The organism is Pseudomonas sp. CFBP13508, assembly GCF_005233515.1.
Classification (GTDB): Bacteria; Pseudomonadota; Gammaproteobacteria; order Pseudomonadales; family Pseudomonadaceae; genus Aquipseudomonas; species Aquipseudomonas mercuritolerans.
In genome coordinates, this window is the sequence record NZ_QFZZ01000014.1 from 61,384 (window position 1) to 87,032 (window position 25,649).

Here is a 25,649-nt window from a genome sequence, read left to right on the forward strand (position 1 = left end):
CTCCGTATGTACTTGAATGGCAAGCATGCGGAGGTAGTTGCAGCGTTTGTGCCAGTATTGATGCGAATAAAATCCCTTTAAAATCAATAAGTTGAAGGCATTGCATTTTGCAGGCGTCGTGCAATCTGCATGAATGGCCATCGTGCATCCTGCATTTTGCGTGATTTTTCTTCGTACAACGGAACCAAACGTCCGTACCAGAATCCGCTCTTCCCCGTCGGCGCGACGGGATACAAATCATTGCAAAAACCGCGTGTACAGCCTCGCGAGCACTGACGTACTTTCCTTCTCGACCCACGGCGTAAACGCGTCGGTCGCAGTCATTACCCGATAACAAGAACAGCGGTCTGCACGTCAGGATCGAACGGGGAGCTTTCATGCGTCACGCACCAAGCGACACGATTACCTGGGGCATGATGCTCCGCAAACTGCCGATGATCGCCAAGGCCATCCCCCGGGTGGTCAAAGGCATGAAGGTGGCCAACGTCACGGATCCGACCCAAACGTGCGGCCTGGGCTGGACGTTCGAGCAGGCGACGCGGCGCAATCCCGATGGTGTGGCGTTGTTGCAGGGCGACGTGGCGTTGACCTACACGCAGGTCAACCAGTGGGCCAATCGCATTGCGCATTACCTGAGCGAGCAAGGCATCGGCAAGGGCGATGTGGTCGCGGTGTTCATCGAGAACCGTGCGGAATTGCTGGTGACAATCCTGGCGCTGGCCAAGCTCGGCGCGGTGAGTGCGCTGCTCAATACCTCGTTGATGCGCGACACGCTTGTTCACAGCATCAATCTGGTTGCGCCGGTGGCTATTGTGGTTGGCGAAGAACTGACCGCTGCCTATGCCGGCGTGCGTGATCAGGTTGCGATCGCAGCGCCGCGCACCTGGTTCGTCGCCGATCAGGACACCCACAGCCATCCGGGCATCGCGCCTGAGGGCTACGTCAATCTGATCAGCGCCAGTGCCGACGCCAGCAGTGATAACCCACCGAGCAGTGCGCAGATTTTCTTCGACGATCCGTGTTTCTACATCTACACCTCCGGCACCACCGGCCTGCCCAAGGCCGGGGTGTTCAAGCATGGACGCTGGATGCGCAGTTCGGCGAGCTTCGGCATGATCGCCCTCGATATGCGCCCGGATGATGTCGTTTACTGCACCTTGCCGCTGTACCACGCCACGGGCCTGTGCGTGTGCTGGGGATCGGCAATCAACGGCGCCTCGGGTTTCGCCATCCGCCGCAAGTTCAGCGCCAGCCAGTTCTGGGGAGACGTGCGCCGCTATCGCGCGACCACCATCGGCTACGTCGGCGAACTGTGTCGCTATCTGGTCGAGCAACCGCTCAGCGCCGATGACAGCCGCCACGATGTACGCAAGATGATCGGCAATGGTTTGCGTCCTGGTGCCTGGGCCGAGTTCAAGACGCGTTTTGCCGTCGAGCACATCTGCGAGTTGTATGCCGCGAGCGACGGCAACATCGGTTTCACCAACATCCTCAATTTCGACAACACCGTCGGTTTTTCGCTGATGGCGTGGGAGTTGGTCGCTTACGATCATGACAGTGGCGAGCCGTTGCGCGGCGCAGATGGTTTCATGCGCAAGGTCGGCAAGGGCGAGCAAGGCCTGCTGCTGGCGCGGATCGACGACAAGGCACCGCTGGACGGTTACACCGATCCGCAGAAAACCGCCCGCGTCGTCCTTCACGATGTGTTCAACAAGGGCGATCGCTTTTTCAACACCGGCGACCTGCTGCGCAATATCGGTTTCGGCCATGCGCAGTTCGTTGATCGCCTCGGCGATACCTATCGCTGGAAGGGTGAAAACGTGTCGACCACCGAAGTCGAAAACCTGTTGCTGCAACATCCATTGATTGCTGAAGCCGTGGCCTACGGTGTGGAAATTCCCAACACCAACGGGCGTGCGGGGATGGCTGCAATTACTCCCGCCGAATCCTTGGCCACGCTGGATTTCGCTGAACTGCTGAGTTTCGTCCGGCAACGTATGCCGGCTTATGCCGTGCCGTTGTTCTTGCGGGTGAAAGTGAAAATGGAAACCACCGGGACCTTCAAATACCAGAAGACTCGCCTGAAAACGGAAGGCTTTGACCCCGGGCTTACGGGCGATGACCCGATCTTCGCCTGGTTGCCCGGCAGCGAAACCTATGTGCATGTCAGTGAGCAAATCCTCGCTGAAATTCAACAGGGCAAACATCGATATTGAGTGTGGCTATCGGGATGCTCGGAAAAAACCGAGTGACAGCCACCGTCGCGCTCGGGAAACTGTCGGCTTTCCGATAGACCGAAATGGAGTGCCCCATGTCCGACCAAAGCCGCCAGATGACCCCTGAAGAAGCTGCCGAATTCACCGAGCAGGTTTTCAACAAGGCGCGCGACGGTGATGCCGAGATGCTTGATCGCCTGGTCACCGCCGGGCTGCCGGTGAACCTGAAAAACAGCAAGGGCGACACCTTGTTGATGCTCGCCAGCTACTACGGCCATGTCGATGCGGTGAAGGTCCTGCTTAAACACAAGGCCGATCCGGAAATGCGCAATGGCAACGGCCAGAGCCCGATTGCCGGCGCTGCGTTCAAGGGCGATCTGGCGGTGGTCAAGGCGCTGGTCGAGGCGGGCGCCGAAATCGAAGGTTCTTCCTTCGACGGCCGTACCGCGCTGATGATGGCGGCGATGTTCAACCGCGTTGAAATCGTCGACTACCTGATTGGCCAGGGCGCTGACCCGAAAGCCAAGGACGCTAACGGCGTGACCGCGCTGGATGCGGCGCGGACCATGGGCGCAGTCGATACCACCGCGCAGCTGGAAAAGTTGCTGGCCTGATAAACGTCTATAGGTCGCAGCTTGTTCGTACTCAAACGCAGAATCTGTAGGAGCTGCCGAAGGCTGCGATCTTTTGCCTTTCTGCGCTATCCTGCGCGCCCGAAAAATCCATTGCCACCACAGGATCCGCCCTCATGAAAGCCGCACTCGTCGAACTCATCAGCAAAATCAGCTCCGGCTGCATGGGCGAGGACGAGATCCTGAAGGTGGCCGACGAAGCCGCTCAGGCCTACGCCGATGCCGAGGCTTTTCTGACCGCCAATCCGGACATCAACTACGACGACACTTTCCCGATCCCGCTGGGTGAGTGGGTAGTGGTCGGCAGCCTGCCGGAAACCGTGCTGTTTCAGGCCGATACCTACGTCGATCTGTTCGCACAAATCGTTGCCTCGTTTGGTCCGGGCGTGGATTTCAATCTCAAGCCCAAGCAACTGGCCAAGACCGAAGCACTGACCGCACTCAACCGTATTCAGGTGCAGATGAGCAGCCTGAACAAGGAAAACGGCGGTTATACATTGGTCAACTTCAGCCAGTTGCTCGACGATGAACTGCAAATGGTCCTGGTCTACGGCAACGATGTGCCCCGCGTGCTGGAGTTATGCGCCGAGATTGGCATCGCCGCTGCGCCAGCGCTGGAAGCCTTGAAGGTCGCCGTTCACGTCTGAACGCAATAAAAGGGAACCCTGCGCGCGACCGTCTATCCTAAAAGTGCATGCCACTATTCTGGAGCGACACCATGGGTTCCACGTTCAACGGTCTGATTGGCCTGATCATCCTTGCCCTCGACATCTGGGCCATCATCAACGTACTGAAAAGCGGCGCCTCCACCGGAATGAAAATCGTCTGGGTGTTGCTGATCATCCTCCTGCCGGTGCTGGGCCTGATCATCTGGGCGATTGCCGGACCGCGGGGCAACGTCCGGATCTGAGCTGATTTTCGATCACACGGTCATCCCTGTGGGAGCGAGCCTGCTCGCGAAGACGTTGTGTCAGTCGCCATCACCGGCAACTGATGCTGCGCTTTCGCGAGCAGGCTCGCTCCCACAGTAATTTGCGCTGGTAAAAAACAACCGGAGGTTCGACCTGTCATCTTCGGCAACGTAGAATGCGCGCCTTTCCCGGGCAATCGTCCCCACGATGGCGCCCGCGCATTTATCGGAGCACTTGACCATGACCGTCACTAAGACCAGCGAGTACCTGGAAACCCTCTACGAAGGCTACGGCCAGCGTTTTCGCATGGAAAAACTGCTGCACGAAGTGCGCACCGAACACCAGCATCTGGTGATCTTCCAGAACCCGCGCATGGGCCGGGTGATGGCGCTGGACGGCGTGATCCAGACCACCGAAGCCGACGAATTCATCTACCACGAGATGCTCACCCACGTGCCGATCCTTGCCCACGGCACTGCCAAGCGCGTGCTGATCATCGGCGGTGGTGACGGCGGCATGCTGCGCGAAGTGACCAAACACGCCGGCGTCGAGCACATCACCATGGTTGAAATCGACGGCACCGTGGTCGACATGTGCAAGGAATTCCTGCCGAACCACTCCGCCGGTGCCTACGACGATCCGCGCCTGAACCTGGTGATCGATGACGGCATGCGTTTCGTCGCCACCACCACTGAAAAATTCGACGTGATCATCTCCGACTCCACTGACCCGATCGGCCCAGGCGAAGTGCTGTTCTCCGAGAATTTCTACCAGGCATGCCACCGCTGCCTGAACGAAGGCGGCATTCTCGTGACTCAGAACGGCACGCCGTTCATGCAGATCGACGAAGTCAAAACCACCGCCGGTCGCCTGCGCAGCCTGTTCCCAGACTGGCATTTCTACCAGGCCGCCGTACCGACCTACATCGGCGGCTCGATGACCTTCGCCTGGGGCTCGACCAACCCGGCCTACCGCAAGCTCAGCCGTGAAACCCTACAACAGCGCTTCATCGGCAGCGGCATCGTCACCCGTTACTACAATCCGGAAATCCACATCGGCGCGTTCGCCTTGCCGCAATACGTGCTGCAAGCGGTCAACAAGCCGAGCAACGACTGATCACGCTGACGTCGCTCTACAAGGGAGCTCTTGTGGCGAGGGGATTTATCCCCGTTGGGATGCGCAGCATCCCTGAACCGGCCTGCGCGGTGTCTGCGTTAAACCGCAATGGATGGTATTACGACTGCTGCGCAGCCGGACGGGGATAAATCCCCTCGCCACGGAGCCCGCCCTATCGATCGGATGGTTATTTTCACCGTTGTCGGCTGTAATCCTTTTGAACCAACTATCGCGGAAAAAAGTCGAGATAGAGGTAAGCCCATCTACGGGTTGATCGAGGAGGCACTGATGCAAAAGTGGAAAGTCACTTTCGTGGATGATCACGGCGTAATTATTGATGAAGTCTTCGAACGTGAGGAATGCCCGTCCGATGATGAAGCCGCACGGCTGATCAAGGAGCGGCTTCTTCCGGTTGCCGCCCAGCTGGATCTCAACGACCTGCAAGGGCGCACCACCGATGCCGAGGTGAAAAACCTCAAGACCCAGAACGGCATCGAAATCCGCAGCATCACCCCTGTCTGAACACTTCCTGTCATCTCGTAAACCAGGCCTTGGCAGCGGCGCTCTCTTGGGGCTACTCTGCAAGCGAGATCAGCGAATGGATCGCTAAGGTCTGGTCTTGTCAGCTACATGCTTGTTTCCCGCGCGCAACCACGTTGCCGTAGTACTTAGGCCAAAAGGCCCGGGGCGGGAATACGGAAAGTCTATCCATCAATCGAGGGGGACGATTCATGAGCACAGCCTATCAAGAAGACATCAGCAGCAACGTTCTGCGCCGCATGAAAGAAGGCGGTTTCGATTTTTCCCGGTTCCATCCCATCGAGTTCTACGCGATTTTCCCGGACGAGGAGCGGGCGCGCAGGGCAGCAGGCAAATTTCGCGGTGAATCCATCAATGCCCAGGTCAGTGCGCGCGACGACGGCGCCTGGTCGCTGGAATTGAGCAAAGTGATGTACGCAACCTATGACGACATCGGCGATTTCGAGCAAGGCTTTTCAGCCGTGGTCGAACCGCTGGGCGGCATTATCGAGGGTTGGGGCGTGAAGCAGGAGGTGCGCAATCGTTACCGCCTGAATTGATCTTGAGCATTTTGTATCGGGCAACGGCTGACCTTCGGGTCGGCCGTTGTCGTTTTAAAGATCAAAAGATCGCAGCCTTCGGCAGCTCCTACAGGTGATCGCGTAGGAGCTGCCGAAGGCTGCGATCTTTTGCTTTTGCATTCAAAATATTTCAAAAAAACAAAAAAAAGCCACCGGAGAGGGTGGCTAAAAGGGAAGACGGGTATGCAATACAGTCCTGTCGGGACGGGGCTGCCAAGGCAGTTCAGATCAGTTGAGCTGTCTACTTCGCGGCGGCTGGCCTGGGAAGTTTTGCAGCGAATGCGCGGATTATCCGCAGTCGTGGCCGGGCAGTGAAATCAACTCTGACTATGCTGGTGATAGGCGATGCAGTGCGTCGCAATGAAGCGGGGGCAATCGGGCCGGGGCATTTGCCGCACAGGAATGGTGCGCAGCCTTCGGCGTGGATCTACAACCGATTGAAATCAAAGCGTTTATGCCGATGGCACGGGCCTTGCGAAGGCCTGTATGTCCGGAGTGACAAGGAGTACGGCATGATCCGCACCTATTTTGACGAGATGTACGATGCCGGCGGCCTGGTCCGCCCGCATTACCGGGAATTTGCCCGCTGGCTGGCCGAGACGCCCGACGAGCTGCTCGCGCAGCGCCGCCGCGAGGCCGATCTGCTGTTCCACCGTGCCGGGATCACCTTCACGCTTTATGGCGACGAGCAGGGCACCGAGCGCCTGATTCCGTTCGATACCATTCCCCGCAGCATTCCCGCCAGTGAATGGCGGATTGTCGAGCGCGGCTGCATCCAGCGGGTCAAAGCGTTGAACATGTTTCTCGCCGACCTCTACCACGAGCAGCGCATCATCAAGGCCGGGATCATTCCCGCCGAACAGGTGCTGGCCAACGAGCAATACCAATTGGCGATGCAAGGTCTGGATCTGCACCGCGACATCTACTCGCATATCTCCGGCGTTGATCTGGTGCGCGATGGCGATGGCACTTACTACGTCCTCGAAGACAACCTGCGCACACCCAGCGGCGTCAGCTACATGCTCGAAGACCGCAAGATGATGATGCGCCTGTTTCCCGAACTGTTCTCCGCCCAGCGCATCGCTCCGATCGATCACTACCCCAATCTGCTGCTCGACACCCTGAAAAGCTCCAGCCCCATCGACAATCCCAGCGTGGTGGTACTTACGCCGGGGCGCTTTAACAGCGCGTTCTTCGAACATGCGTTTCTGGCGCGGGAGATGGGCGTTGAACTGGTGGAAGGCGCGGATCTGTTCGTGCGTGACGACAAGGTATTCATGCGCACCACCGATGGCCCGAAAGCGGTCGACGTGATCTACCGTCGCCTCGACGACGCATTCCTCGATCCGCTGGCGTTCAACCCGGACTCGATGCTCGGCGTGCCGGGGCTGCTGTCGTCCTATCGCTCCGGCAATGTGGTGCTGGCCAACGCAATCGGCACCGGAGTGGCGGACGATAAATCGGTGTATCCGTTTGTCACCGACATGATCCGCTTCTACCTCGACGAAGAACCGATTCTGAAAAACGTACCGACCTGGCAGTGCCGCAACCCGTCCGAGCTGTCTCATGTGCTGGCCAATCTTCCGGAACTGGTCGTCAAGGAAACCCAGGGCTCCGGCGGTTACGGGATGCTGGTCGGGCCGGCCGCGACGACAGCGGAAATCGATGCCTTTCGTGAGCGCATCAAAGCCAAACCCCATGCCTACATCGCGCAGCCGACGCTGTCGCTGTCGACCTGTCCGACCTTTGTCGAAAACGGCATTGCACCGCGCCATATCGATTTGCGTCCGTTTGTGTTGTCCGGTCGCGAAACCCGGGTCGTGCCCGGTGGTTTGACCCGAGTCGCGTTGCGTGAAGGCTCCCTGGTGGTGAATTCCTCTCAGGGCGGCGGCACCAAGGACACCTGGGTAGTCGAGGATTGAAGGAAGCTTGCCATGTTAAGTAGAACTGCCTCGGATCTGTACTGGATGTCGCGTTACCTGGAGCGTGCAGAGAATCTCGCGCGGATGCTCGACATCAGTTATTCGCTGTCGCTGATGCCGCAGGACGGTCGCGGCGACGGTCTGCACGAACTCGCCATGCCGTTGCTGATCACCGGCACCCTGGACGATTACCTTGAACGCCACGGCGACCTGCACGCAGAGCGCCTGCTGCATTTCTTCGCACTGGATGCCGCCAACCCGGCCAGTATCTACAGCTGCCTTGGTGCAGCGCGGGCCAGTGCTCATGCGGTACGCGGGCGAATCACTGCGGACATGTGGGAAAACATCAACGCGACCTGGCTGGAGATTCGCGGCATCGCCGAACAGGGCTTGAGCCGCTATGGCATGAGTCGTTTCTGCGAATGGATCAAGGAGCGTTCGCACCTGTTTCGTGGCGCCTCATACGGCACGATCATGCGCAACGACGCGTTTCGCTTTATTCGTCTGGGCACGTTTATCGAGCGCGCGGACAACACGCTGCGCCTGCTCGATGCCCGTTACGAAATGGCCGGCGATCAGGCCGAAGCAGTCAGCGACGGCACGGCGCACGCCTATTACCAATGGAGTGCGCTGCTGCGCGCCTTGTCCTCATTCGAGGCCTACACCGAAATCTATCGCGACGCGCCTGGCGCCCGACATGTCGCCGAACTGCTGCTGTTGCGCGCCGACGTGCCGCGTTCGCTGCGTGCCTGTACCGAAGAGATCGACCAGATCCTCGCGCAACTGCCCGGCGCCAACGGCCGACCGGCACAACGCCTGGCGGCGGAAATGGACGCGCGTCTGCGTTACACCGGCATCAACGAAATCCTCGAAGAAGGCCTGCACGCCTGGCTGACGGAATTCATCCCACTGGTGCGCCAGTTGGGCAACGCCATTCACAGTTCCTACCTGGAGGCCGCATGAGACTTTCCATAAGCCACGAGACCACCTATCACTACGAAGATCAGGTGCGCGCGAGCATCCAGTACCTGCGCCTGACGCCCCACGACAGCGAGCGCCAGCATGTCCTCAGTTGGCAACTCGACCTGCCGCGTCCGGTGCGTGCGCAGCTCGATCCGTTCGGCAACATCCTGCATGTGCTGACCATGGACGAACCGCACGAAGCGATCATCATTGGTGCCCGAGGTCAGGTCGATATCGATGAGTTGCGCGAGGCCGAACATGAAAGCCAGTCAGCCCTGCCGTTCCTGCGCTTCACGCGCCTGACCGAAGCCGATGAAGCCTTGCGCGAGTTTGCCGCGAAAAACTGCAAGCAACGGCGAGATCGCACCGCGCTGATCGACTTGATGCACGGTCTGAATCAGCACATGACCTACACGCCGGGCTCCACCGAAGTCGACACCAGCGCCGCCGAAGCTTTCGCCGGTCGCGCCGGGGTTTGTCAGGATCATACCCATGCGTTTCTCGCCTGCGCGCGCAGTCTCGGTGTGCCGTCGCGTTACGTGTCGGGTTATCTGTACAGCGAAGATTGCGAGCATCTGGCCAGTCATGCCTGGGCAGAAGCGTGGCTGGACGACGCGTGGTACAGCTTCGACGTGACCAACCAACTGGCGCGCCCGGAGCGACACCTGAAGCTGGCGGTCGGCCTGGATTATCTCGATGCCTGCCCGGTCCGTGGCATGCGCCGGGGCGGCGGTTGCGAGCAGATGCATGCGAAGGTGTTCGTCTCGCCAACGCCGGTGATTTCCGTGCAGCAACAGTAATTGCGGGGCCTTGTAGGAGCTGCGGCACGCTGCGATCTTTTGATCTTATCTGTAAAAAACAGGATCAAAAGATCGCAGCCTCGTTGCACTCGACAGCTCCTACAAAGTTTTCTGCTGATCAGGGTTTAGCTTTGCGGCCGGCCATATGCTTGAGATACCCCACCAGCATTTCAAGATCCCCATCCGGCAACACCTCTTCCGAAAACCCCGGCATCTTCGCCTGCGGCCACTGACGCAAACTCTGCGGATCGCGGATGTAGCGCTTCAAGAAATCCGCCCCAAAATACTCGGTCGGGCTATACGGAATATTCAGATCCGGACCGAACTGCGCGTCTCCGGCACCATTCAACCGGTGACAGGCCAGGCAGTTTTTCTGAAACAGGGCAAAACCCTTGTTCACCGGATCATCGGCCTTCAAGGCAGGATCGGGCAGCAGGGCAGGAAAGCGTTGGGCCACTGGCGCCATCAACTTGATGCTGGCGACTTCGAACGGCCACTGTTCGGGGCTGATATTGCCGGCCTGCGGATCGGTCCAGACCAGATAGAACGGCCCGGCGCTGTGTTTGCCGGCGGATAACGGAGGCCACGGCTGCGCCGGATCCTCGATCGCCAGCCATGCGCGTGCGCCGTCCTTGTTCAGCAAGGGCGCAGCGGCCAACTCTGCGGCAAAGCCATCCAGCGCCACCGCCTGCAAGTGATCCTCCGGCTTGACCCCCTTCAGCAACGCGGCCAGAGGCACAGCTTGATAGGTCATGTCCTTCTTGTAGGAACCATCATTGTTGATCGTGAGAGTTTGCAGCTGGGGATGTTTGAGCAGTTCTTCGGTCTGCCAGGTGCGGCTGTTTGCGCCCAACTGCAGATCCAGTTGTGCGGCAGACAAGGGCAAGCTCAGTAGCAAGGCACCGAGCGCAATGAGCGTTTTCAAATGATCGCCGTCCATGTCGTGGAAGTGCGCAAAGGTTGGCACAACCAAGCTGGCCCGGGTAGCGGGCCAGTCACATTTTCAGTGGCGATATACAGCACGCGACGTTTGAATCAGCCGATGACCTTGGTCAGATTCGGCAAGATCAACAACAGCGTCGTGGCGAAAAGAATGAGTCCTGCTTGACGTACTTTCGGTTGTTTGAACATGGCTTGACCGCCTTTATTGTTATTTCCTGATGCATGCCTGACTGCATATCCCTGACGGCACGCGGTGCACTTCCTGTTAAAGGACGCCCGTCTCGGCAAAACCCGACGACGATGGCGTACATCTTCACCTTAGAGCCCACGTCAGCCATCGCTTAGATCCATTTCATATGGTGATCTTCAAAAATGCTTTTAAAAGGACATGAGGCGTATTGCCAGCTTCTTTGCCGCCCGCTGGCTAGACAACTCGACGACCTGAACCGGTTCACCTGATGTCATATGACCGTCCGTCTGAGCGTGTGCGTCAAGCGCTTTGAGCAATGTGGTCATTGCTTGCGACTCTGCGCAGGGCGAAAGTGCAGTGACAATAAAATCAGGTTCGAGGACGTCATGACTGAAGCTTTGATTTTCGATGCGTTGCGCACTCCGCGTGGCAAAGGCAAGGCCGACGGTGCGCTGCACAGTGTCAAACCGGTCAATTTGGCGGCTGGTTTGTTGACTGCGTTACAGGCGCGCACCGCGCTGGATACCAGTCAGGTCGATGATGTAGTTCTCGGCTGCGTCACGCCGATCGGCGATCAAGGCTCGGACATCGCCAAGACGGCGGTGCAAGTAGCCGATTGGGATGTCAGCGTCGCCGGCGTACAGATCAACCGTTTCTGCGCTTCGGGTCTGGAAGCGGTGAATCTTGGCGCGATGAAAGTGCGCTCGGGCTTCGAGGATCTGGTGGTGGTTGGCGGCGTCGAGTCGATGTCGCGGGTGCCAATGGGCAGCGATGGCGGCGCTTGGGCGCTGGACCCGCAGACCAACCTGCACAGCCATTTCACCCCGCAAGGTGTTGGCGCCGATCTCATCGCTACCCTCGAAGGCTTCAGCCGCCAGGACGTCGATGCCTACGCGCTGCACTCGCAGCAAAAAGCCGCACGAGCGCGGGCCGACGGCTCGTTCAACAAGTCGCTGGTGCCAGTACAGGATCAGAACGGCATCATCTTGCTTGATCACGATGAATTCATCCGCGCCGAATCGACCCTCGAAGGCCTGGGCAAGCTCAAGCCGAGTTTCGAAATGATCGGGCAGATGGGCTTCGACGCCACGGCGTTGCGGGTCTACAGCCATGTCGAGCGGATCAACCATGTGCACACGCCGGGCAACAGTTCCGGAATTGTCGACGGTGCGGCGCTGATGCTCATCGGCTCCGAAGCCAAGGGCCGCGCGCTGGGGCTGCAGCCTCGTGCGCGCATCGTTGCTACGGCCGTCACCAGTACCGACCCGACCATCATGCTCACCGGCCCGGCGCCGGCGACTCGCAAAGCGCTGGCCAAGGCCGGACTGCGGGTGGAGGACATCGATCTGTTCGAGGTCAACGAAGCGTTTGCTTCGGTGGTGTTGAAATTCATCAAGGACATGGCCGTCGATCCCGGCAAGGTCAACGTCAACGGCGGCTCGATCGCCATGGGTCACCCGCTGGGCGCCACGGGTTGCGCGATCCTCGGCACCCTGCTTGATGAACTGGAGGCGCGCAACCTGCGCTACGGCCTGGCGACGCTGTGTGTCGGCGGCGGCATGGGCATTGCCACCATCATCGAACGCCTCTGAGCCACGACTTCAAGGAACCCTGTTATGAGCGAAGCCATTCGTTACGAAAAAGGCCAGGACGGCGTCGTCGTGCTGACCATGGACATGCCGGGCCAGAGCGCCAACACCATGAACGCCGTGTACCGCGAGGCCATGGCCGCTTGCGTTGCCCGCTTGCTGGCCGAGAAAGACAGCATTGCCGGAGTGATCATCACCTCGGCAAAGAAAACCTTTTTTGCCGGCGGCGATCTCAATGAGCTGATCAAGGTCGGCAAACCCGAAGCCAAAGCCTTCTACGACATGGTGCTGGCCCTCAAGGCGCAATTGCGCAGCCTGGAAACCCTCGGCAAACCGGTGGTCGCGGCGATCAACGGCGCTGCGCTGGGCGGCGGCTGGGAGATCTGTCTGGCCTGTCACCACCGCATTGCTGTTAATGACGCCTCGGTGCAACTCGGTCTGCCGGAAGTGACCCTGGGCCTGCTGCCGGGCGGTGGAGGCGTGGTGCGCATGGTACGCATGCTCGGCATCGAAAAAGCGCTGCCGTACTTGCTTGAAGGCAAGAAGGTGCGCCCGCAACAGGCGTTGCAGGCCGGGCTGATTGATGACTTGGCAGCGGATCGCGATGAGCTGCTGGCCAAGGCGCGCGCCTGGATTCTCGCCAATCCGGCGGCAGTGCAGCGCTGGGACGTCAAGGGGTACCAGATTCCCGGCGGCACGCCATCGAACCCGAAAGTAGCGCAGATGCTGGCGATTGCGCCGTCGATCCTGCGCGCGAAAACCCAAGGCACCTTGCCGGCGCCGGAGAAGATTCTATGCGCGGCGGTGGAGGGCGCTCAGGTCGATTTCGACACCGCGCACCTGATCGAAACCCGCTACTTCACTGAGCTGACGACCGGGCAAATCTCGAAAAACCTGATCGGTACGTTCTGGTTCCAGTTGAACGAGATCAACGCCGGCGGTTCCAGGCCGCAAGGTTTTGCGCCCTATAAAACCCGCAAAGTCGGTGTGCTCGGCGCCGGAATGATGGGCGCAGGCATCGCGTTCGTCAGCGCCTCGGCCGGTATCGACGTCGTCCTCAAGGACATCAACCTTGCCTCTGCCGAGAAGGGCAAAGCGCATTCCGCAGCGCTGCTGGACAAGAAAGTTGCCCGTGGCCAAATGACAGCCGAACAGCGCGAAGCGGTGCTGGCGCGAATCGTTGCGAGCGAAAGCGATGCCGATTTGGCCGGTTGCGATCTGATCATCGAAGCGGTGTTCGAGGATCGCCAACTCAAAGCCAGGGTGTCCGCCGCCGCGCAACAGGTCGTGGGCGGCGAAGCGGTCATTGCTTCCAATACGTCGACGCTGCCGATCACCGGTCTGGCTACGGCGGTGCCCGATCAAAGCAAATTCATCGGCCTGCATTTCTTCAGTCCGGTAGAAAAAATGCCGCTGGTGGAAATCATCAAAGGTGCGCAGACCAGCGCCGAAACACTCGCTCGCGGTTTCGATTTCGTGCTGCAAATCAAGAAAACTCCGATCGTGGTCAACGACAGTCGCGGCTTCTTTACCTCGCGGGTGTTCGGCACGTTCACCAACGAAGGCATTGCCATGCTCGGCGAGGGCGTCAGTGCGCCGATGATCGAGACCGAAGCGCGCAAGGCTGGGATGCCGGTCGGGCCTCTGGCAATCTCCGACGAAGTTTCCCTCAGTCTGATGAGCCATATCCGTCAGCAGACGGCCAAGGACTTACAAGCAGAGGGGAAACCGCTGATTGAGCACCCGGCCTTTGCCGTGATTGACTTGATGCTCAATGAATTCAAACGACCGGGCAAAGCTGCCGGAGGCGGTTTTTATGAGTATCCAGCGGGCTCGCAGAAGCATTTATGGCCGGAGCTGAAAACGCGCTTCGAGAAGGCCGACGGACAGATCTCTGCGAAGGATGTGCGTGATCGGCTGTTGTTTGTGCAGGCCATCGAAACCGTGCGTTGCGTGGAGGAGGGCGTGCTCACCTCGACGGCGGATGCCAACGTCGGCTCGATCTTCGGCATCGGTTTCGCCGCGTGGACGGGCGGGGCGCTGCAGTTCATCAACCAGTATGGCCTGAAGGACTTCGTCGCCCGCGCGCAGTATCTGGCCGAGCAATACGGCGAACGCTTTACCCCGCCAGCGCTGCTGCTGGACAAAGCGGCGAAAGGTGAAATGTTCTAGGGCCGGCGAGCATTTCGGGGCTTGCCTTGGCCACGTGTTTCAAGGCAGGCTCTGGGGTGTTCATTATTCCCATCACGTGTCAGGTATTTTTTATGTCGCTGCGCATCTGCATTCTCGAAACCGACATCCTGCGGCCCGAATTGATTGATCAATATCAGGGTTATGGGCAGATGTTCCAGCGACTGTTCTCGCAACAACCGATCGCCGCTGAGTTCACTGTCTATAACGTGGTGAAGGGGGATTACCCAAGTGACGACGAGACTTTCGATGCGTACCTGGTCACTGGCAGCAAGGCCGATTCGTTCGGCACGGATCCGTGGATCCAGACCCTCAAGACCTACCTTTTGAATCGCTACGAACGCGGCGACAAATTGCTCGGCGTGTGTTTCGGTCATCAATTGCTGGCACTGCTGCTTGGTGGCAAGAGCGAGCGTGCATCCCAAGGCTGGGGTGTCGGCACTCACAGCTACCAGCTGGCAGCCAAGGCGCCGTGGATGAGCCCGGTGCGCGAAGAGCTGACACTGCTGATCAGCCACCAGGATCAGGTCACCGAGCTACCGGAAAACGCCACGGTCATCGCCTCCAGCGATTTCTGCCCGTTCGCGGCGTATCACATCAACGACCAGGTGCTGTGCTTCCAGGGCCACCCGGAATTCATTCATGATTATTCGCGCGCGCTGCTCGATCTGCGCCAGGAAGCGCTGGGCTCGCAGATCTACAGCAAGGGGGTCGCGAGCCTAGAGCAGGAGCATCATGGCGCTACGGTTGCGGAGTGGATGATGCGCTTCGTGGCGCACAAGCCAGAAGCGGCTCAACGCTAAAAGGGTCTGCTTCCACAATCCCTGTGGGAGCGAGCCTGCTCGCGAATATCCGGGGTAACGCGGTCCCGGCTACAGCCACCCGGACCGCTTGAAACTCGCCCACAAACTCACACACCCCACCGCAATAAACCCCAGCACCGCAAAATAACCGTAATGCCAGGTCAATTCCGGCATGTTCTGGAAATTCATCCCGTAAATTCCCGCCACCGCTGTCGGGAACGCCAGAATCGCCGCCCACGCTGCAAACTTGCGCTGCACCACGCTCTGCCGTGATGCCTCGAGCAACACGCCAATCTCGATGGTCTGGCTGGCAATGTCGGCCAGCGTGCTCAGATCTTCCATTTGCCGCGTCACGTGAATCTGCACATCGCGAAAGTACGGGCGCATGTTCTTGTCGATGAACGGGAAACTGAGCTTTTGCAGCTCTTCGCCGATTTCCACCATCGGCGCCGCATATCGACGCAAGCGCACCACATCACGGCGCAAACCGTGCAGCTTCTGGATGTCGCGCTCGTTGAGGGCGCTGCACAGCACGTTGCGCTCCAGCTCATCGATCTCAGCGTGGATCGCTTCGCCCACCGGCTGATAGTTCTCGATGACGAAATCGAGCAGCGCATACAGGACGAAATCCTCTCCGTGCTCGAGCAACAGCGGACGCGCTTCACAGCGTTGACGCACATAGGCGTACGACGCGGAGTGGCCGTTGCGTGCGGTAATGATGTAACCCCTGCCGGCGAAGATATGCGTTTCGATGAATTGCAAAACGCCGTTTTCACGGACCGGCGAGTAGGTGACGATAAACAGAGCGTCACCAAAGGTTTCCAGTTTCGGTCGGCTGTGTTTTTCCAGTGCGTCTTCGATGGCCAGTTCATGCAAGTTGAACTGACGTTGCAGGTTGGATAATTCCTGTGCGTCCGGTTCTTCCAGGCCGATCCACACGAAGTGGCCGGGTTTGGCCGCCCAGGCGGCACCTTCGTCCAGCGCAATATTGGTGACTTTCTTACCCTCGCTGTACACCGCAGCAGCAACAACTCGACCCATGGTGGTGATTCACTTCTTCTTGGCAGATGGCAGGGGAACAAGGCTTCAGCTTAGCCGTGTCGCTGCTTGAGAGTCAGTGAAACTTCTACAGTTCACCCGGCAAAAGAAAACCCGCACAGGGCGGGTCTTGTTTCACGCGGCTTGCAGTTGCCGATCCATCGATTCAATGCACTCGCGCATCTGCTCGCGGCATCGCTCAATCAGCATGGGCATGTCGTCCATGGTCAATCCGACTGTAGGAATCGCCGGCAAGGAACGTATGAGAACGTCCCCGCTGCGCCAGCGATTCAGGCGCATGTGTTTGATATAGCTGCTCACGCACACCGGAACGATCGGCACGCCGGCGGCAATTGCCATCTGGAACGCGCCTTTCTTGAACGGCAGCAAATCTTCACCGAGGTTGCGGGTGCCTTCCGGAAACACCCAGATCGAGGTGTCTTCGTTCTGCAAGGTGTGGGTCGTCGTCAGCATCGACTGCCGCGCCTTGTGCGCATTGCCACGGTCGATCAACACATTGCCGGCCAGCCAGAACAACTGGCCGAACAAAGGCACCCACTTCAGGCTTTTCTTGCCGATACACACGGTGCGGCGGGGGACGACATTGCCGAAGACGAACAGATCGTAGTTGGACTGATGGTTGGCAATGATCACGCAACTGTCGGGCTTGTTCATCAAGCCGTTGACCTCGGACCTGACCCGCAAACGCAAGATACACATCGCCGGCAAAGCGTAAAGGCGGGCGCACAGTCGGCTGTTGTCCGGGTTGAACGGGCGGCACAGTCCAAGGATCACGCCGAGCACGCCGGCCAGAATAAAGTGCAGGCCCATCAACAACATACGAAACACAAACAGCATTTTTGCAGGCCCACCGGGACAAAAGGTGGCGCAGTGTACGGATGTGCACTGTTTTCGGCAATTGCCGCTATAGAGTCCGGAGATGGCCGATGTTTAAGCGCATGTTTCAGTATTGCCTGTCAGGCGCGTCCTAGAGCTTTCCGCGAATCTTCGACGTGTGACGTAAGAAAAAGCCCGACACGAGGGTCGGGCTATTCACTTATCGGCAGATCCTGGACGAGTCAGCCCAGATGTTGCTGGTCCTGCAGGATGGCGTCGTCAAGAGTTTCCAGCAGTTGCTTGCGCACTTTCAGCTTGGTGTTCTTGTGCGCGAGCATGTTGATCTTCTTCAACTGCCGCGCGGCAGCCAGGGCAGCGCCTTGCAATTCTTCGGCTGTGACGACTTTGTCGAGGAAGCCTGCATCAACGGCACTTTGCGGATCGAACATCTCGCCATTGATCACCGAGCGATGGAAAGCCGAACGCCGCAAGCGATCACGCGCCAGCTCGATACCGGCGTGGTGCATGGTCATGCCGATCTGCACTTCGTTCAGGCCGATGCTGAACGGCCCGTCGACACCGATGCGGTAATCGGCGGACAACAGCAGGAAAGCGCCCTTGGCCACAGCGTGCCCCGGGCAAGCAACGATCACCGGGAACGGGTGAGAGAGCAGGCGGCGGGCCAGGGTCGAACCGGCCGTCACCAGCGCAACGGCTTCTTTCGGGCCGGCGGTCATCACCTTCAGGTCATATCCGCCCGAGAGGATCCCCGGCTGCCCGGTGATGATCACCACCGCGCGATCCGCCACCGCCTGATCCAGCGCCGCGTTAAACGCCGCAATCACATCCGGAGAAATCGCGTTGACCTTGCCATTGTTCAGGGTCAGGGTCGCGATACCGTCTTCGAGGTGGTAGGCAATCAACTCGCTCATGACGCTATTCCTTATTAGAAAGATGGGCAGACGTTACCCACCGCCGCAAGCCAGGTAAAGCGCCGTGACTGACCTGCCAGTCACCGTTTTGCGCTTCGGCCAGCGTCGCGCGCGTGTTGCCTGCTATAAAAGGAAGCGCACGGCTTACCCGAGATTGGCGGGTTTGCCATCGTCCGCTCTGGCTGATCGTGGCGGCCTCTCTTAAGCGCATGAAAATTCTGAAAAAAAGTTTGCCATCGGAAAAGCTTTCGACTACATTAGCGCGCCTCGACAGACAGAACTTGTCTGCAGAGATACGGTGAAGTGTCCGAGTGGCTTAAGGAGCACGCCTGGAAAGTGTGTATACAGGAAACTGTATCGAGAGTTCGAATCTCTCCTTCACCGCCACATTTTGAAAACGCAAACCCCTGATTTTCCTAGAGAAAGTCGGGGGTTTGTGGTTTTTGGCGGCTGGAAAATGGTGACGTGGGACCGTTGATGTTCGGCATCTATGAATGTGTCTTGGCGATCATTCTCTCTCCAAAGCTATACAAAACCCTGTCACCCGTCGAAATCTCCTACACGCCTCATTGACCCTCCGAACCGTCCCGAGTTTACTGTATGCGCATACAGTAAATTCACTATCAGGTTCGTATCATGAGCGTCACCATCCTCGGCCCGTTGTCAGGCGCGGGCGAAAAGCTTGCGTTGTATTCGTTTCGGATTCCCGCCGGTTTTCCTTCGCCGGCGGCTGATCACATTGAAAAGCACATTTCGCTTGATGAGATCTTCGATATTCGTGCGCCGCACGTTTATCTGGCGAAGATCGAAGGCGAGAGCATGCAGGACGCGGGGATATTTTGCGGTGATCTGGTGATCGTCGATCGCAGCCTGAATGCCGAGCACGGCGATATCGTCATCGCCGGTCTCAACTCCGAACCCATCTGCAAGCGCCTGCACATGCGCGACAACACCGTCATCCTTCTTTCGGCCAACAGCAAATACCCGCCTCGCTACGTGATGGAAGGGGATGAGTTGGTGATCTGGGGCGTGGTCACTTACAGCGTGCGCGACCATGGCAAATCGTGAGCAGGTTTTCGCGCTGATCGATTGCAACAGCTTCTATGCCAGCTGTGAGCGAGTGTTCCGGCCCGATCTGGCGAAGACGCCGATTGTCGTGCTGAGCAATAACGATGGCTGCGTGATCGCGCGCAGTTATGACGCCAAGCCCTTTGTGAAAATGGGCGCGCCGTATTTCCAGATTCGCGATGATTTGCGCCGCCATGGCATTCAGGTGTTCAGCAGTAATTACGCCTTGTACGGCGACATGAGCGAACGGGTGATGACGATCATCGAATCCATGGTGCCGGCGGTCGAGGTTTACAGCATTGATGAGGCGTTCGCCGATCTCAGCGGCATTCCTGGGGACCTGACAGGTTTTGGCCGAACCATTCGCTCTGCTGTTTATAAGCGCACCGGCATCCCGGTCGGCGTCGGCATCGCCCCCACGAAAACGCTGGCCAAGCTCGCCAACCACACCGCGAAACGCCTGCAAGCGCATACCGGCGGCGTGGTCGACATCTGCGATCCGTCCAAACGCGACTGGGTGCTGCGCAATACCGATGTCGGTGACGTGTGGGGCGTCGGTCGGCGGATGAAAGCTCATCTGGAAAGCATGCAGATCAGAAGTGCGATGGACCTGGCGAAGGCCGATCCGTGGACACTTCGGCGCAAGTTCAGCGTGGTGATCGAGAAGACCGCGCGCGAACTGGGTGGCACATCCTGTCTGGAACTGTCGGAAACAGAACCGCCGAAGCAGGAAATTTGCAGCAGCCGCATGTTTGGCAACCGTTTGACTACCATCGAACCGATCAAAGAAGCCGTGGCGACTTATGTGCATCGAGCGGCGGAAAAGCTGCGCGCGCAGAATTCGCTGTGCAAAAAGATCCGCGTGAGTATCCGCACCGGCATGTTTAATCCCGAGGAGGCCAAGTACGCCAACGGCGCGCTGATCGAGCTGCCTTATCCGACCAATGATGTGCGATTGCTGAGCAAGGTCGCGAGCGAAGCGATTGATCGATTGTTCCGGCCGGGGTTCAAGTACAGCAAGGCTGAGGTGCTGTTGATGGATCTGCGACAGCCCGGAGAATTTACCGAGGACCTGTTTGCACAGTCCCAACCTCAAGCGGCGGAGAGGGTGATGGGCGTGCTGGACCAGATCAATCAACGCTGGGGGCATGGAACATTGCGAGCGGGGAGCGTGCCGGCGGATCCTGCCTGGGGCATGCGGCGGGAGATGATGAGTGCGAGTTTTACAACGAAGCTGGATCAATTGTGGGTCGTTAAATCTAATTGAGGCAGGGGTGCCAGGCTTGGTGCCGCGTTACAATCGCCGCCATCATTTTTGCAGTAAAGGACGACTTTCATGATCATTTCCACCACTCATTCCGTGGAGGGGCGGCAGATCACGGCCTATCTGGACATTGTCAGCGCCGAGTCTGTGCAAGGGGTCAACGTGATCCGCGATATGTTCGCCGGCATGCGCGACTTCTTTGGCGGGCGCTCGCAGACGTTGGAGCGGGCTCTTAAAGAAGCACGCATTCAGGCCACCGACGAACTGAAGGATCGGGCGCGGGCATTGCAGGCTGACGCGGTGGTTGGCGTGGATTTTGAGATCAGCATGCCGGCAGGCAAGGGTGGCATGGTTGTGGTGTTTGTGACCGGAACGGCGGTGAAGCTGCGTTGATCATTGCCGTCAAGCCAAAGCCGATTCAGCGAGTGAGCGCTGATTGCGGCGCTTGATCCATTCGTCGGTGATCAACGTCGCTGGACGGCAAGTCCAGGAATGACCGGCTAGTCTCAAAAGCGTTGAGGGACGATATTTTCCAGGCAAAACTGTTTTGCCGGTGTCGGCCCGGTTGCGTAGGGGAGAGTCTATGTCAGGTCCATTTATCGAAGATGATGGCGCTGAGTTTTCATTCAACAACTGTGTGCGCTGCGGTCAGTCGGATTATCAGTCGGGGTTTGGCGAGGATCCGGTCAGCATCGGCAAAATCAAATCCACGGCCCCGAAAGGGCCGAAAGCGAAATTCCTGCCGAAGGTCACGGCAAGGACCAGAAAGTGATTTCATCCCGTACCCCGTCACTGAACGGGGTTTTTTATGTGCGCAGGAATGAGGGGGCGGGCGTTGACATTAATGTCGGTTTTTTTTCACAAACTTTTCACGTTGGCCAACGTAGTGTGAAGCCATCCGTTAGAAAGCAAGTCTCCAGCCCGTCTCCCCAGCGGGCTTTTTTTTGCCCGGCATAAAACCTTTTCCCTGATCGCGGTCCAATTGACGCTGTCGCCGGCGTCTGGACTTTCCTGCGCCGAGCGCATTAAATCCCGCTCCTTCTCGTCATCCCGTTTATTTGAGGTTTTCGTCATGCGTTTAACACTGCCTGCTCTGGTTCTTGGCCTTCTGTTTGCTCAAGGTGCGATGGCTGCCGGTGACGGCACCGCGGCGCTGGGCGGTGGCCTGGGCGGCGCGCTGGGTAACGTGGTCGGTCAGAAAATGGGCGGCAGCACCGGTGCCGTAATTGGCGCTGGCGTCGCGGGCGCAGCGGGCAGCGCAGTCGCCGCACGCAAGGGCAGCCGCACCAAAGCGGCGATCGGTGGCGGTGTCGGTGCAGCCGGTGGTTCGGTGATCGGCAACAGCCTGGGCGGCCGCAACGGCGCCACCATCGGTGCAGGTCTGGGCGGCGCGGCCGGCGGTGCCGTCGGCAGCAACCTGGGCAAAGGTCACAAGCGCCACTGAGGCTGATGGCCTGTCAGAAGAAGCCCGACTCGATGTCGGGCTTTTTCATGGCTGAACGTTTCCTGCGAAATCATCTCCAATCTGCATACGCCCCGCTTGGGCGGATTGTCCCGTTTCGGGAACTGCGAGGTTCATATGCGATTGTCATTATCTGCACTGTTTTTTGGCTTGGTCGTGGCGCAGGGCGCGATGGCGGCCGGAGATGGCACCGCTGCCGTAGGCGGTGGTCTCGGCGGTGCGCTGGGTAATGTGGTTGGCGGACAACTTGGCGGCAGCACGGGCGCAGCGGTCGGCGCAGGTGTTGGCGGCGCGGCCGGCAGTGCCGTCGGCGCGAACAAACGCAACCGCACCGAAGCCGCGATTGGCGGCGGTCTTGGCGCAGCAGGCGGCTCGGTCGTCGGCAACAGCCTCGGCGGCTCCACCGGCTCCGCCATTGGCGCAGGCCTTGGCGGCGCAGCAGGCGGCGCAGTAGGTAACAATCTTGGCGACGACGACGGCGGATCTCATTCCGGCGGCCACAAGCACAAGAACAAACACAAAAATAAACATCGCTGATTGATCAACGGAAACCCGGTCTGGTGCCGGGTTTTTTGTGTCTGGCCGTCAGGCAGAGGAACGATTGGCCGTAGGGCTTTTCGAACGTCATACATCCCACACGCTCAAGAGGTGCGCCATGACTCCTGAAACCGAAGGCAAAGAAGAGAAGGGCCCTAATGGGGTGCCGTTTATCAATGATCCGGGGAATGAAGATCCGGGCTCGCTGATGGATGATGCGACGGTGCCGTTGAATGATGCGGATGAGGCGGATATGGAGTATGAGGAGGATGGGGATGAGCAGTGATCAATATGAATTTGTTTCAACCAGTCTTCGCCCCACTGTTAGCCAAAGGGGCCTGTGCTTCAGGCCCTTGATAACGCCTGTTACCGACCAGCTAGCTTTCTGTTTAGTTTTCCTTCGATTTCACATAGCCATGCCTTTCCAGATATCCATTCGTTCCAGTAGCAGTAGTAACAGTTGAGCTCTTTCAGCAAATAAGCTCGCAACTCCGTTTCGCTGAGGTCCTTGCTAAGCAAGGTCTTTAGTTCGTGAGAGGTTTGCATCAGTATTTCGTTATTCGATGCGTCCAAAAACTCATCTATAACCTGGTCTGCCGTATCGTGTTCAACCGGCCAATCCTGGTGGAAGTAAGCACCAAAAAAATCTCGGATTTCAGGAAAGTCTTTATTCATAGCTCTGGAAATCCCGTTAACAAGAAGTAGCCCAATGAGGAAGAGGCATTTTTTTTCAAGACTAAAAGTAGGCTTGATGCTGGCTGGGATTGTGTCTGCCCATTGATCATACTCACGCCCACTGGCCGGCTAAAAGTGTGAGTAAAGCTCGTTTTTACTTTGTTACTTTCTAAAAACTCTTGCACTACTTGCGTATTGGCAGCTAAAGCTTCCGACGCGGCGGCCTCAGCCTCTGCACGATTCAAAAATGTAGACGCAGCCGGAATGTTGGGCTCTGCTGCTAATCGTTGCGCCAGTTGAGCGTCTGTACGCCCAACATGTCTGGCGATCAGATGTCCACCCTGAGCCTCATGCGTTGCTAGTCCTCCACCAGGGACAATTTCGCTAAACGGTCCATCGGCCCGTATTTCCCCAGGACACGGAGTGCAACTCAACCCCAACGGATCCACCCACCCCGTCGGATTCGGCACGTACTGATACTGATTCAACCCACCCGCGAGCTTCACCGGGTCCGGGGTCAGATACCGCCCTAACCTAGGGTCGTAATACCGATGCCGGTTGTAATGCAGCCCACTTTCAACATCGAAGTACTGCCCCTGAAACCGCAGCGGTTGGTCGAGGTAATCCTCGCCGGCCAGGGTGACGGCGGCGACTTTGCCGTAGGCGTCGTATTGCGCGGACCAGACGATTTCGCCGCTGTAGTCGGTGAGTTCCTGCGGGGTGCCGAGGTGGTCGAGTTGGTAGTAGAAGGGGCAGGCCTTTTTCGGGCCTTTGCCGTCGAGCATCGCCAGTGGGCGGAAGGTGCCGGGTTCGTAGAGGAAGCTGCGGTATTGGCTGGCGCTGCTTTCGGCGACGAGGTGTTCGCCTTGCCAGAAAAATTCGGTGACGGCGCCGTCGACGGTTTTGCGGATGCGCCGGCCGAAGGCGTCGTATTGATAAGTGGCGGTCTGGCCGTCCGGGCGGGTCAGGCCGATCAGGCGGTGCTGGCAGTCGTAGCGGTATTCGGTGACCAGGGTCTGGCCGTGGCCTCGGCGTTCGCGGATCAGGTTGCCGAAGGCGTCGTAGTCGTAATGCCGATCGCCTTGCATCAGCAGGCGGTTGCCTTTGATCTGCGCAGGGCCGGGGCGATCCTGCATCAGCAGGTTGCCCGCCGGGTCGTGGGCGAAGGATTCGGGCAGTTCGTCGCGCGAGTGACGTACGCGGATCAACCGGTCGAGGGCGTCGTAGCCGTAGGTGCGCTGGCCGTGGCGGCTGTCGGCGATGTGCTCGAGATTGCCGTTGGCGCTGTAGGCATAATCGCGGCGGTACAGCGAAGCGTGGCGATGGCCTACAGCGTGGGCGAGCAAACGGCCCTGATCGTCGTAGGCATATTCGCTGAGCAGCAGACCTTGCTGGCGTTGCTGTTCACGACCGCAGTGGTAGACGTGGCGCGTGAGCGGCGTGCCGTTGAGGTCGATGGCGCTCAGCGCACCGCCCTTGGCGTAGTGATAGTCGAGCTTGCTGTTATCCGGCAGGCGCAGACGCTTGAGCTGACCGCAGGCGTCATAGGCGTAGCGCAAGGTGCCCCAGCCCTGATGCTCGGTGATCAGCCGGTCCAGACGGTCGTACTCGAAGGCCAGCGGATGGTTCTGGCCGTCATCGACAGCAACCAAGCGCCCGAGGCGGTCGTAGTCGTAGCGAACTTTGATCCCATCGGGCAGGGTTTTGACCAGCAAACGCCCGGTCTTGTCGCGCTCATAGTGGGTGACCAGACTGACGCCGAAATCACCAAACTCGGTCTTTTCCAGCAGATGACCATTGAGGTCGTAAACGTACGCGGTGCGCCGCCCATCAAACCCGGTTTCCTGTCGAATCAATCCGGTCGGCGTGTAATCCAGTCGGTACTTTTCGCCCGATTCGTTTTCGATCTCGGTCAGCAGCAACCGCGCATGGTCGTAGCGGTACTGCACGCGGGTGCCGTCGGGGTTGATGCGCCGCGAGACAAGGTGCAGATCGTCGTCATATTCGTAGCGGGTGATGCGCCCCAGTTCATCGCGTTCGGCGGTGATCTGGCCGTAGACGCCGTAGCTGTAGGCGCGCGTGCTGCCCGTAGGAGAAGTCGTCAGGATCAGTCGGCCGGCCGCATCCCACTGCTGACGACTGACAACACCACATTCGTCCTGGGTGGTAATCCGCCGGCCCAGCGCATCGTAGGAAAAGCGCCGCACGCCGCCATCGGGCAGGGTTTCTTCGATGAGCTGGTCGAGCTCGTTCCACACCCAGCGGTGGCGGCTGCTGTCCGGATAACGCAGCGACAGCAACTGCCCGCGCAGGTTGTAGTAGTAATGAGTGACCTGGCCGTCGGGATCGACCGCTTCGGTAACGGCGCCTTCGGCATTGCGTCGGTAGATCCACACCGCATCACCACGGCAACGCTTGTAGAGAAAACCGTTGCGGTACTCGTAGGACGTTGGTGCATCGTC

Annotated in this window: 26 protein-coding genes and 1 tRNA gene; 21 read left to right on the plus strand and 6 right to left on the minus strand. The window is 58.8% G+C overall.

Going from position 1 to position 25,649, the window contains the following annotated elements; genetic code table 11:
* Window positions 1–377 precede the first annotated feature (377 nt).
* The 10 genes from PspCFBP13508_RS26400 to PspCFBP13508_RS26445 all read left to right on the plus strand — a co-directional run bounded on the left by PspCFBP13508_RS26400 (window position 378) and on the right by PspCFBP13508_RS26445 (window position 9,660).
* Window positions 378–2,216, plus strand: a complete 1,839-nt coding sequence (locus PspCFBP13508_RS26400; protein WP_137216208.1) for a long-chain-acyl-CoA synthetase — start codon at window positions 378–380, stop codon at window positions 2,214–2,216.
* Window positions 2,217–2,311: 95 nt separating this feature from the next.
* Window positions 2,312–2,830 (plus strand): ankyrin repeat domain-containing protein, encoded by a 519-nt coding sequence (locus PspCFBP13508_RS26405; protein ID WP_039763836.1) that lies wholly within the window; start codon window positions 2,312–2,314, stop codon window positions 2,828–2,830.
* A gap of 134 nt (window positions 2,831–2,964) precedes the next feature.
* On the plus strand, window positions 2,965–3,495 hold the full coding sequence (locus PspCFBP13508_RS26410) for a hypothetical protein (protein ID WP_137216209.1): 531 nt from the start codon (window positions 2,965–2,967) through the stop codon (window positions 3,493–3,495).
* Between the two features lie 71 nt (window positions 3,496–3,566).
* Window positions 3,567–3,758 (plus strand): PLDc N-terminal domain-containing protein, encoded by a 192-nt coding sequence (locus tag PspCFBP13508_RS26415; RefSeq protein ID WP_016773784.1) that lies wholly within the window; start codon window positions 3,567–3,569, stop codon window positions 3,756–3,758.
* Between the two features lie 241 nt (window positions 3,759–3,999).
* Window positions 4,000–4,875: a polyamine aminopropyltransferase gene (speE, locus tag PspCFBP13508_RS26420; protein ID WP_016773785.1), complete on the plus strand. Its 876-nt coding sequence runs from the start codon at window positions 4,000–4,002 to the stop codon at window positions 4,873–4,875.
* Between the two features lie 288 nt (window positions 4,876–5,163).
* Entirely contained in the window at window positions 5,164–5,397 is a 234-nt protein-coding gene (locus tag PspCFBP13508_RS26425; protein WP_130910500.1) for a hypothetical protein, read from the plus strand.
* A 209-nt stretch (window positions 5,398–5,606) separates the two neighbouring features.
* On the plus strand, window positions 5,607–5,954 hold the full coding sequence (locus PspCFBP13508_RS26430; protein WP_003223226.1) for a ribonuclease E inhibitor RraB: 348 nt from the start codon (window positions 5,607–5,609) through the stop codon (window positions 5,952–5,954).
* A gap of 533 nt (window positions 5,955–6,487) precedes the next feature.
* Window positions 6,488–7,897 carry a circularly permuted type 2 ATP-grasp protein gene (locus tag PspCFBP13508_RS26435; protein WP_016773787.1) on the plus strand — a complete coding sequence of 470 codons (1,410 nt, stop codon included), beginning with the start codon at window positions 6,488–6,490 and terminating at the stop codon, window positions 7,895–7,897.
* Window positions 7,898–7,909: 12 nt separating this feature from the next.
* Complete coding sequence (locus PspCFBP13508_RS26440; protein ID WP_016773788.1) at window positions 7,910–8,860, plus strand: alpha-E domain-containing protein; 951 nt, start codon at window positions 7,910–7,912, stop codon at window positions 8,858–8,860.
* Window positions 8,857–9,660 carry a transglutaminase family protein gene (locus tag PspCFBP13508_RS26445; protein WP_016773789.1) on the plus strand — a complete coding sequence of 268 codons (804 nt, stop codon included), beginning with the start codon at window positions 8,857–8,859 and terminating at the stop codon, window positions 9,658–9,660. The genes PspCFBP13508_RS26440 and PspCFBP13508_RS26445 overlap by 4 nt, the downstream gene beginning before the upstream one ends.
* Before the next feature lie 118 nt (window positions 9,661–9,778).
* Here the strand turns inward: PspCFBP13508_RS26445 and PspCFBP13508_RS26450 are convergent, their stop codons facing one another.
* Window positions 9,779–10,600 carry a cytochrome c gene (locus PspCFBP13508_RS26450; protein ID WP_137216217.1) on the minus strand — a complete coding sequence of 274 codons (822 nt, stop codon included), beginning with the start codon at window positions 10,598–10,600 and terminating at the stop codon, window positions 9,779–9,781.
* Between the two features lie 578 nt (window positions 10,601–11,178).
* Here PspCFBP13508_RS26450 and PspCFBP13508_RS26455 point away from each other — a divergent pair.
* From PspCFBP13508_RS26455 to PspCFBP13508_RS26465, 3 genes are all read left to right on the plus strand, one after another.
* Window positions 11,179–12,384, plus strand: coding sequence for an acetyl-CoA C-acetyltransferase (locus tag PspCFBP13508_RS26455; RefSeq protein ID WP_137216210.1), 1,206 nt, complete (start codon window positions 11,179–11,181; stop codon window positions 12,382–12,384).
* A gap of 24 nt (window positions 12,385–12,408) precedes the next feature.
* A complete protein-coding gene (locus PspCFBP13508_RS26460; RefSeq protein WP_137216211.1) occupies window positions 12,409–14,553 on the plus strand; it encodes a 3-hydroxyacyl-CoA dehydrogenase NAD-binding domain-containing protein in 2,145 nt (714 codons plus the stop codon).
* A 92-nt stretch (window positions 14,554–14,645) separates the two neighbouring features.
* On the plus strand, window positions 14,646–15,374 hold the full coding sequence (locus PspCFBP13508_RS26465; RefSeq protein ID WP_123443416.1) for an amidotransferase: 729 nt from the start codon (window positions 14,646–14,648) through the stop codon (window positions 15,372–15,374).
* A 69-nt stretch (window positions 15,375–15,443) separates the two neighbouring features.
* On the opposite strand, the gene PspCFBP13508_RS26470 is transcribed toward PspCFBP13508_RS26465, so the two are convergent.
* The 3 genes from PspCFBP13508_RS26470 to PspCFBP13508_RS26480 form a co-directional block, all read right to left on the minus strand.
* A complete protein-coding gene (locus PspCFBP13508_RS26470) occupies window positions 15,444–16,415 on the minus strand; it encodes a magnesium and cobalt transport protein CorA (RefSeq protein WP_016773794.1) in 972 nt (323 codons plus the stop codon).
* A 132-nt stretch (window positions 16,416–16,547) separates the two neighbouring features.
* Window positions 16,548–17,270, minus strand: a complete 723-nt coding sequence (locus PspCFBP13508_RS26475) for a 1-acylglycerol-3-phosphate O-acyltransferase (protein ID WP_016773795.1) — start codon at window positions 17,268–17,270, stop codon at window positions 16,548–16,550.
* Window positions 17,271–17,491: 221 nt separating this feature from the next.
* Window positions 17,492–18,181 (minus strand): crotonase/enoyl-CoA hydratase family protein, encoded by a 690-nt coding sequence (locus PspCFBP13508_RS26480; protein WP_076566844.1) that lies wholly within the window; start codon window positions 18,179–18,181, stop codon window positions 17,492–17,494.
* Window positions 18,182–18,478: 297 nt separating this feature from the next.
* Here PspCFBP13508_RS26480 and PspCFBP13508_RS26485 point away from each other — a divergent pair.
* The 8 genes from PspCFBP13508_RS26485 (at window position 18,479) to PspCFBP13508_RS27485 (ending at window position 22,798) form a co-directional block, all read left to right on the plus strand.
* Window positions 18,479–18,568: transfer RNA gene (locus PspCFBP13508_RS26485), tRNA-Ser, on the plus strand.
* A gap of 249 nt (window positions 18,569–18,817) precedes the next feature.
* Window positions 18,818–19,249, plus strand: coding sequence for a translesion error-prone DNA polymerase V autoproteolytic subunit (umuD, locus tag PspCFBP13508_RS26490; protein WP_137216212.1), 432 nt, complete (start codon window positions 18,818–18,820; stop codon window positions 19,247–19,249).
* The gene (locus PspCFBP13508_RS26495; protein WP_137216213.1) at window positions 19,236–20,516 is read left to right on the plus strand and encodes a Y-family DNA polymerase; all 1,281 of its coding nucleotides are present in this window, start codon (window positions 19,236–19,238) and stop codon (window positions 20,514–20,516) included. Before umuD ends, PspCFBP13508_RS26495 begins: the two co-directional genes overlap by 14 nt.
* Before the next feature lie 69 nt (window positions 20,517–20,585).
* On the plus strand, window positions 20,586–20,906 hold the full coding sequence (locus tag PspCFBP13508_RS26500) for a YbjQ family protein (RefSeq protein WP_016773801.1): 321 nt from the start codon (window positions 20,586–20,588) through the stop codon (window positions 20,904–20,906).
* A gap of 190 nt (window positions 20,907–21,096) precedes the next feature.
* Window positions 21,097–21,285 (plus strand): hypothetical protein, encoded by a 189-nt coding sequence (locus tag PspCFBP13508_RS26505; RefSeq protein ID WP_137216214.1) that lies wholly within the window; start codon window positions 21,097–21,099, stop codon window positions 21,283–21,285.
* A 300-nt stretch (window positions 21,286–21,585) separates the two neighbouring features.
* Window positions 21,586–21,957, plus strand: a complete 372-nt coding sequence (locus PspCFBP13508_RS26510; protein WP_122692184.1) for a bacteriocin — start codon at window positions 21,586–21,588, stop codon at window positions 21,955–21,957.
* Between the two features lie 135 nt (window positions 21,958–22,092).
* Complete coding sequence (locus PspCFBP13508_RS26515; RefSeq protein ID WP_024012287.1) at window positions 22,093–22,512, plus strand: YMGG-like glycine zipper-containing protein; 420 nt, start codon at window positions 22,093–22,095, stop codon at window positions 22,510–22,512.
* Window positions 22,513–22,630: 118 nt separating this feature from the next.
* Window positions 22,631–22,798, plus strand: coding sequence for a hypothetical protein (locus PspCFBP13508_RS27485; RefSeq protein ID WP_178083662.1), 168 nt, complete (start codon window positions 22,631–22,633; stop codon window positions 22,796–22,798).
* 80 nt (window positions 22,799–22,878) lie between these two features.
* Here PspCFBP13508_RS27485 and PspCFBP13508_RS26520 read toward each other — a convergent pair whose 3' ends face one another.
* Both PspCFBP13508_RS26520 and PspCFBP13508_RS26525 read right to left on the minus strand, forming a co-directional pair.
* A complete protein-coding gene (locus PspCFBP13508_RS26520) occupies window positions 22,879–23,187 on the minus strand; it encodes a contact-dependent growth inhibition system immunity protein (RefSeq protein ID WP_137216215.1) in 309 nt (102 codons plus the stop codon).
* The coding region (locus tag PspCFBP13508_RS26525) for an RHS repeat-associated core domain-containing protein (protein ID WP_137216216.1) at window positions 23,184–25,649 on the minus strand (2,466 nt) is incomplete at its 5' end. The genes PspCFBP13508_RS26525 and PspCFBP13508_RS26520, both read right to left, overlap by 4 nt.

What these genes read in the sequence shown, in the direction of transcription:
- PspCFBP13508_RS26495 (WP_137216213.1), top strand. Translation starts at nt 19,236, where the DNA reads ATGGCAAATCGTGAGCAGGTTTTCGCGCTGATCGATTGCAACAGCTTC.
- PspCFBP13508_RS26475 (WP_016773795.1), bottom strand. Translation starts at nt 17,270, where the DNA reads ATGCTGTTTGTGTTTCGTATGTTGTTGATGGGCCTGCACTTTATTCTG.
- PspCFBP13508_RS26410 (WP_137216209.1), top strand. Translation starts at nt 2,965, where the DNA reads ATGAAAGCCGCACTCGTCGAACTCATCAGCAAAATCAGCTCCGGCTGC.
- umuD (WP_137216212.1), top strand. Translation starts at nt 18,818, where the DNA reads ATGAGCGTCACCATCCTCGGCCCGTTGTCAGGCGCGGGCGAAAAGCTT.
- PspCFBP13508_RS26440 (WP_016773788.1), top strand. Translation starts at nt 7,910, where the DNA reads ATGTTAAGTAGAACTGCCTCGGATCTGTACTGGATGTCGCGTTACCTG.
- PspCFBP13508_RS26520 (WP_137216215.1), bottom strand. Translation starts at nt 23,187, where the DNA reads ATGAATAAAGACTTTCCTGAAATCCGAGATTTTTTTGGTGCTTACTTC.
- PspCFBP13508_RS26435 (WP_016773787.1), top strand. Translation starts at nt 6,488, where the DNA reads ATGATCCGCACCTATTTTGACGAGATGTACGATGCCGGCGGCCTGGTC.
- PspCFBP13508_RS26500 (WP_016773801.1), top strand. Translation starts at nt 20,586, where the DNA reads ATGATCATTTCCACCACTCATTCCGTGGAGGGGCGGCAGATCACGGCC.
- PspCFBP13508_RS26425 (WP_130910500.1), top strand. Translation starts at nt 5,164, where the DNA reads ATGCAAAAGTGGAAAGTCACTTTCGTGGATGATCACGGCGTAATTATT.
- PspCFBP13508_RS26400 (WP_137216208.1), top strand. Translation starts at nt 378, where the DNA reads ATGCGTCACGCACCAAGCGACACGATTACCTGGGGCATGATGCTCCGC.
- PspCFBP13508_RS26450 (WP_137216217.1), bottom strand. Translation starts at nt 10,600, where the DNA reads ATGGACGGCGATCATTTGAAAACGCTCATTGCGCTCGGTGCCTTGCTA.
- PspCFBP13508_RS26510 (WP_122692184.1), top strand. Translation starts at nt 21,586, where the DNA reads ATGCGTTTAACACTGCCTGCTCTGGTTCTTGGCCTTCTGTTTGCTCAA.
- PspCFBP13508_RS26515 (WP_024012287.1), top strand. Translation starts at nt 22,093, where the DNA reads ATGCGATTGTCATTATCTGCACTGTTTTTTGGCTTGGTCGTGGCGCAG.
- PspCFBP13508_RS26505 (WP_137216214.1), top strand. Translation starts at nt 21,097, where the DNA reads ATGTCAGGTCCATTTATCGAAGATGATGGCGCTGAGTTTTCATTCAAC.
- PspCFBP13508_RS26430 (WP_003223226.1), top strand. Translation starts at nt 5,607, where the DNA reads ATGAGCACAGCCTATCAAGAAGACATCAGCAGCAACGTTCTGCGCCGC.
- PspCFBP13508_RS26405 (WP_039763836.1), top strand. Translation starts at nt 2,312, where the DNA reads ATGTCCGACCAAAGCCGCCAGATGACCCCTGAAGAAGCTGCCGAATTC.
- PspCFBP13508_RS27485 (WP_178083662.1), top strand. Translation starts at nt 22,631, where the DNA reads ATGACTCCTGAAACCGAAGGCAAAGAAGAGAAGGGCCCTAATGGGGTG.
- speE (WP_016773785.1), top strand. Translation starts at nt 4,000, where the DNA reads ATGACCGTCACTAAGACCAGCGAGTACCTGGAAACCCTCTACGAAGGC.
- PspCFBP13508_RS26470 (WP_016773794.1), bottom strand. Translation starts at nt 16,415, where the DNA reads ATGGGTCGAGTTGTTGCTGCTGCGGTGTACAGCGAGGGTAAGAAAGTC.
- PspCFBP13508_RS26455 (WP_137216210.1), top strand. Translation starts at nt 11,179, where the DNA reads ATGACTGAAGCTTTGATTTTCGATGCGTTGCGCACTCCGCGTGGCAAA.
- PspCFBP13508_RS26480 (WP_076566844.1), bottom strand. Translation starts at nt 18,181, where the DNA reads ATGAGCGAGTTGATTGCCTACCACCTCGAAGACGGTATCGCGACCCTG.
- PspCFBP13508_RS26465 (WP_123443416.1), top strand. Translation starts at nt 14,646, where the DNA reads ATGTCGCTGCGCATCTGCATTCTCGAAACCGACATCCTGCGGCCCGAA.
- PspCFBP13508_RS26415 (WP_016773784.1), top strand. Translation starts at nt 3,567, where the DNA reads ATGGGTTCCACGTTCAACGGTCTGATTGGCCTGATCATCCTTGCCCTC.
- PspCFBP13508_RS26445 (WP_016773789.1), top strand. Translation starts at nt 8,857, where the DNA reads ATGAGACTTTCCATAAGCCACGAGACCACCTATCACTACGAAGATCAG.
- PspCFBP13508_RS26460 (WP_137216211.1), top strand. Translation starts at nt 12,409, where the DNA reads ATGAGCGAAGCCATTCGTTACGAAAAAGGCCAGGACGGCGTCGTCGTG.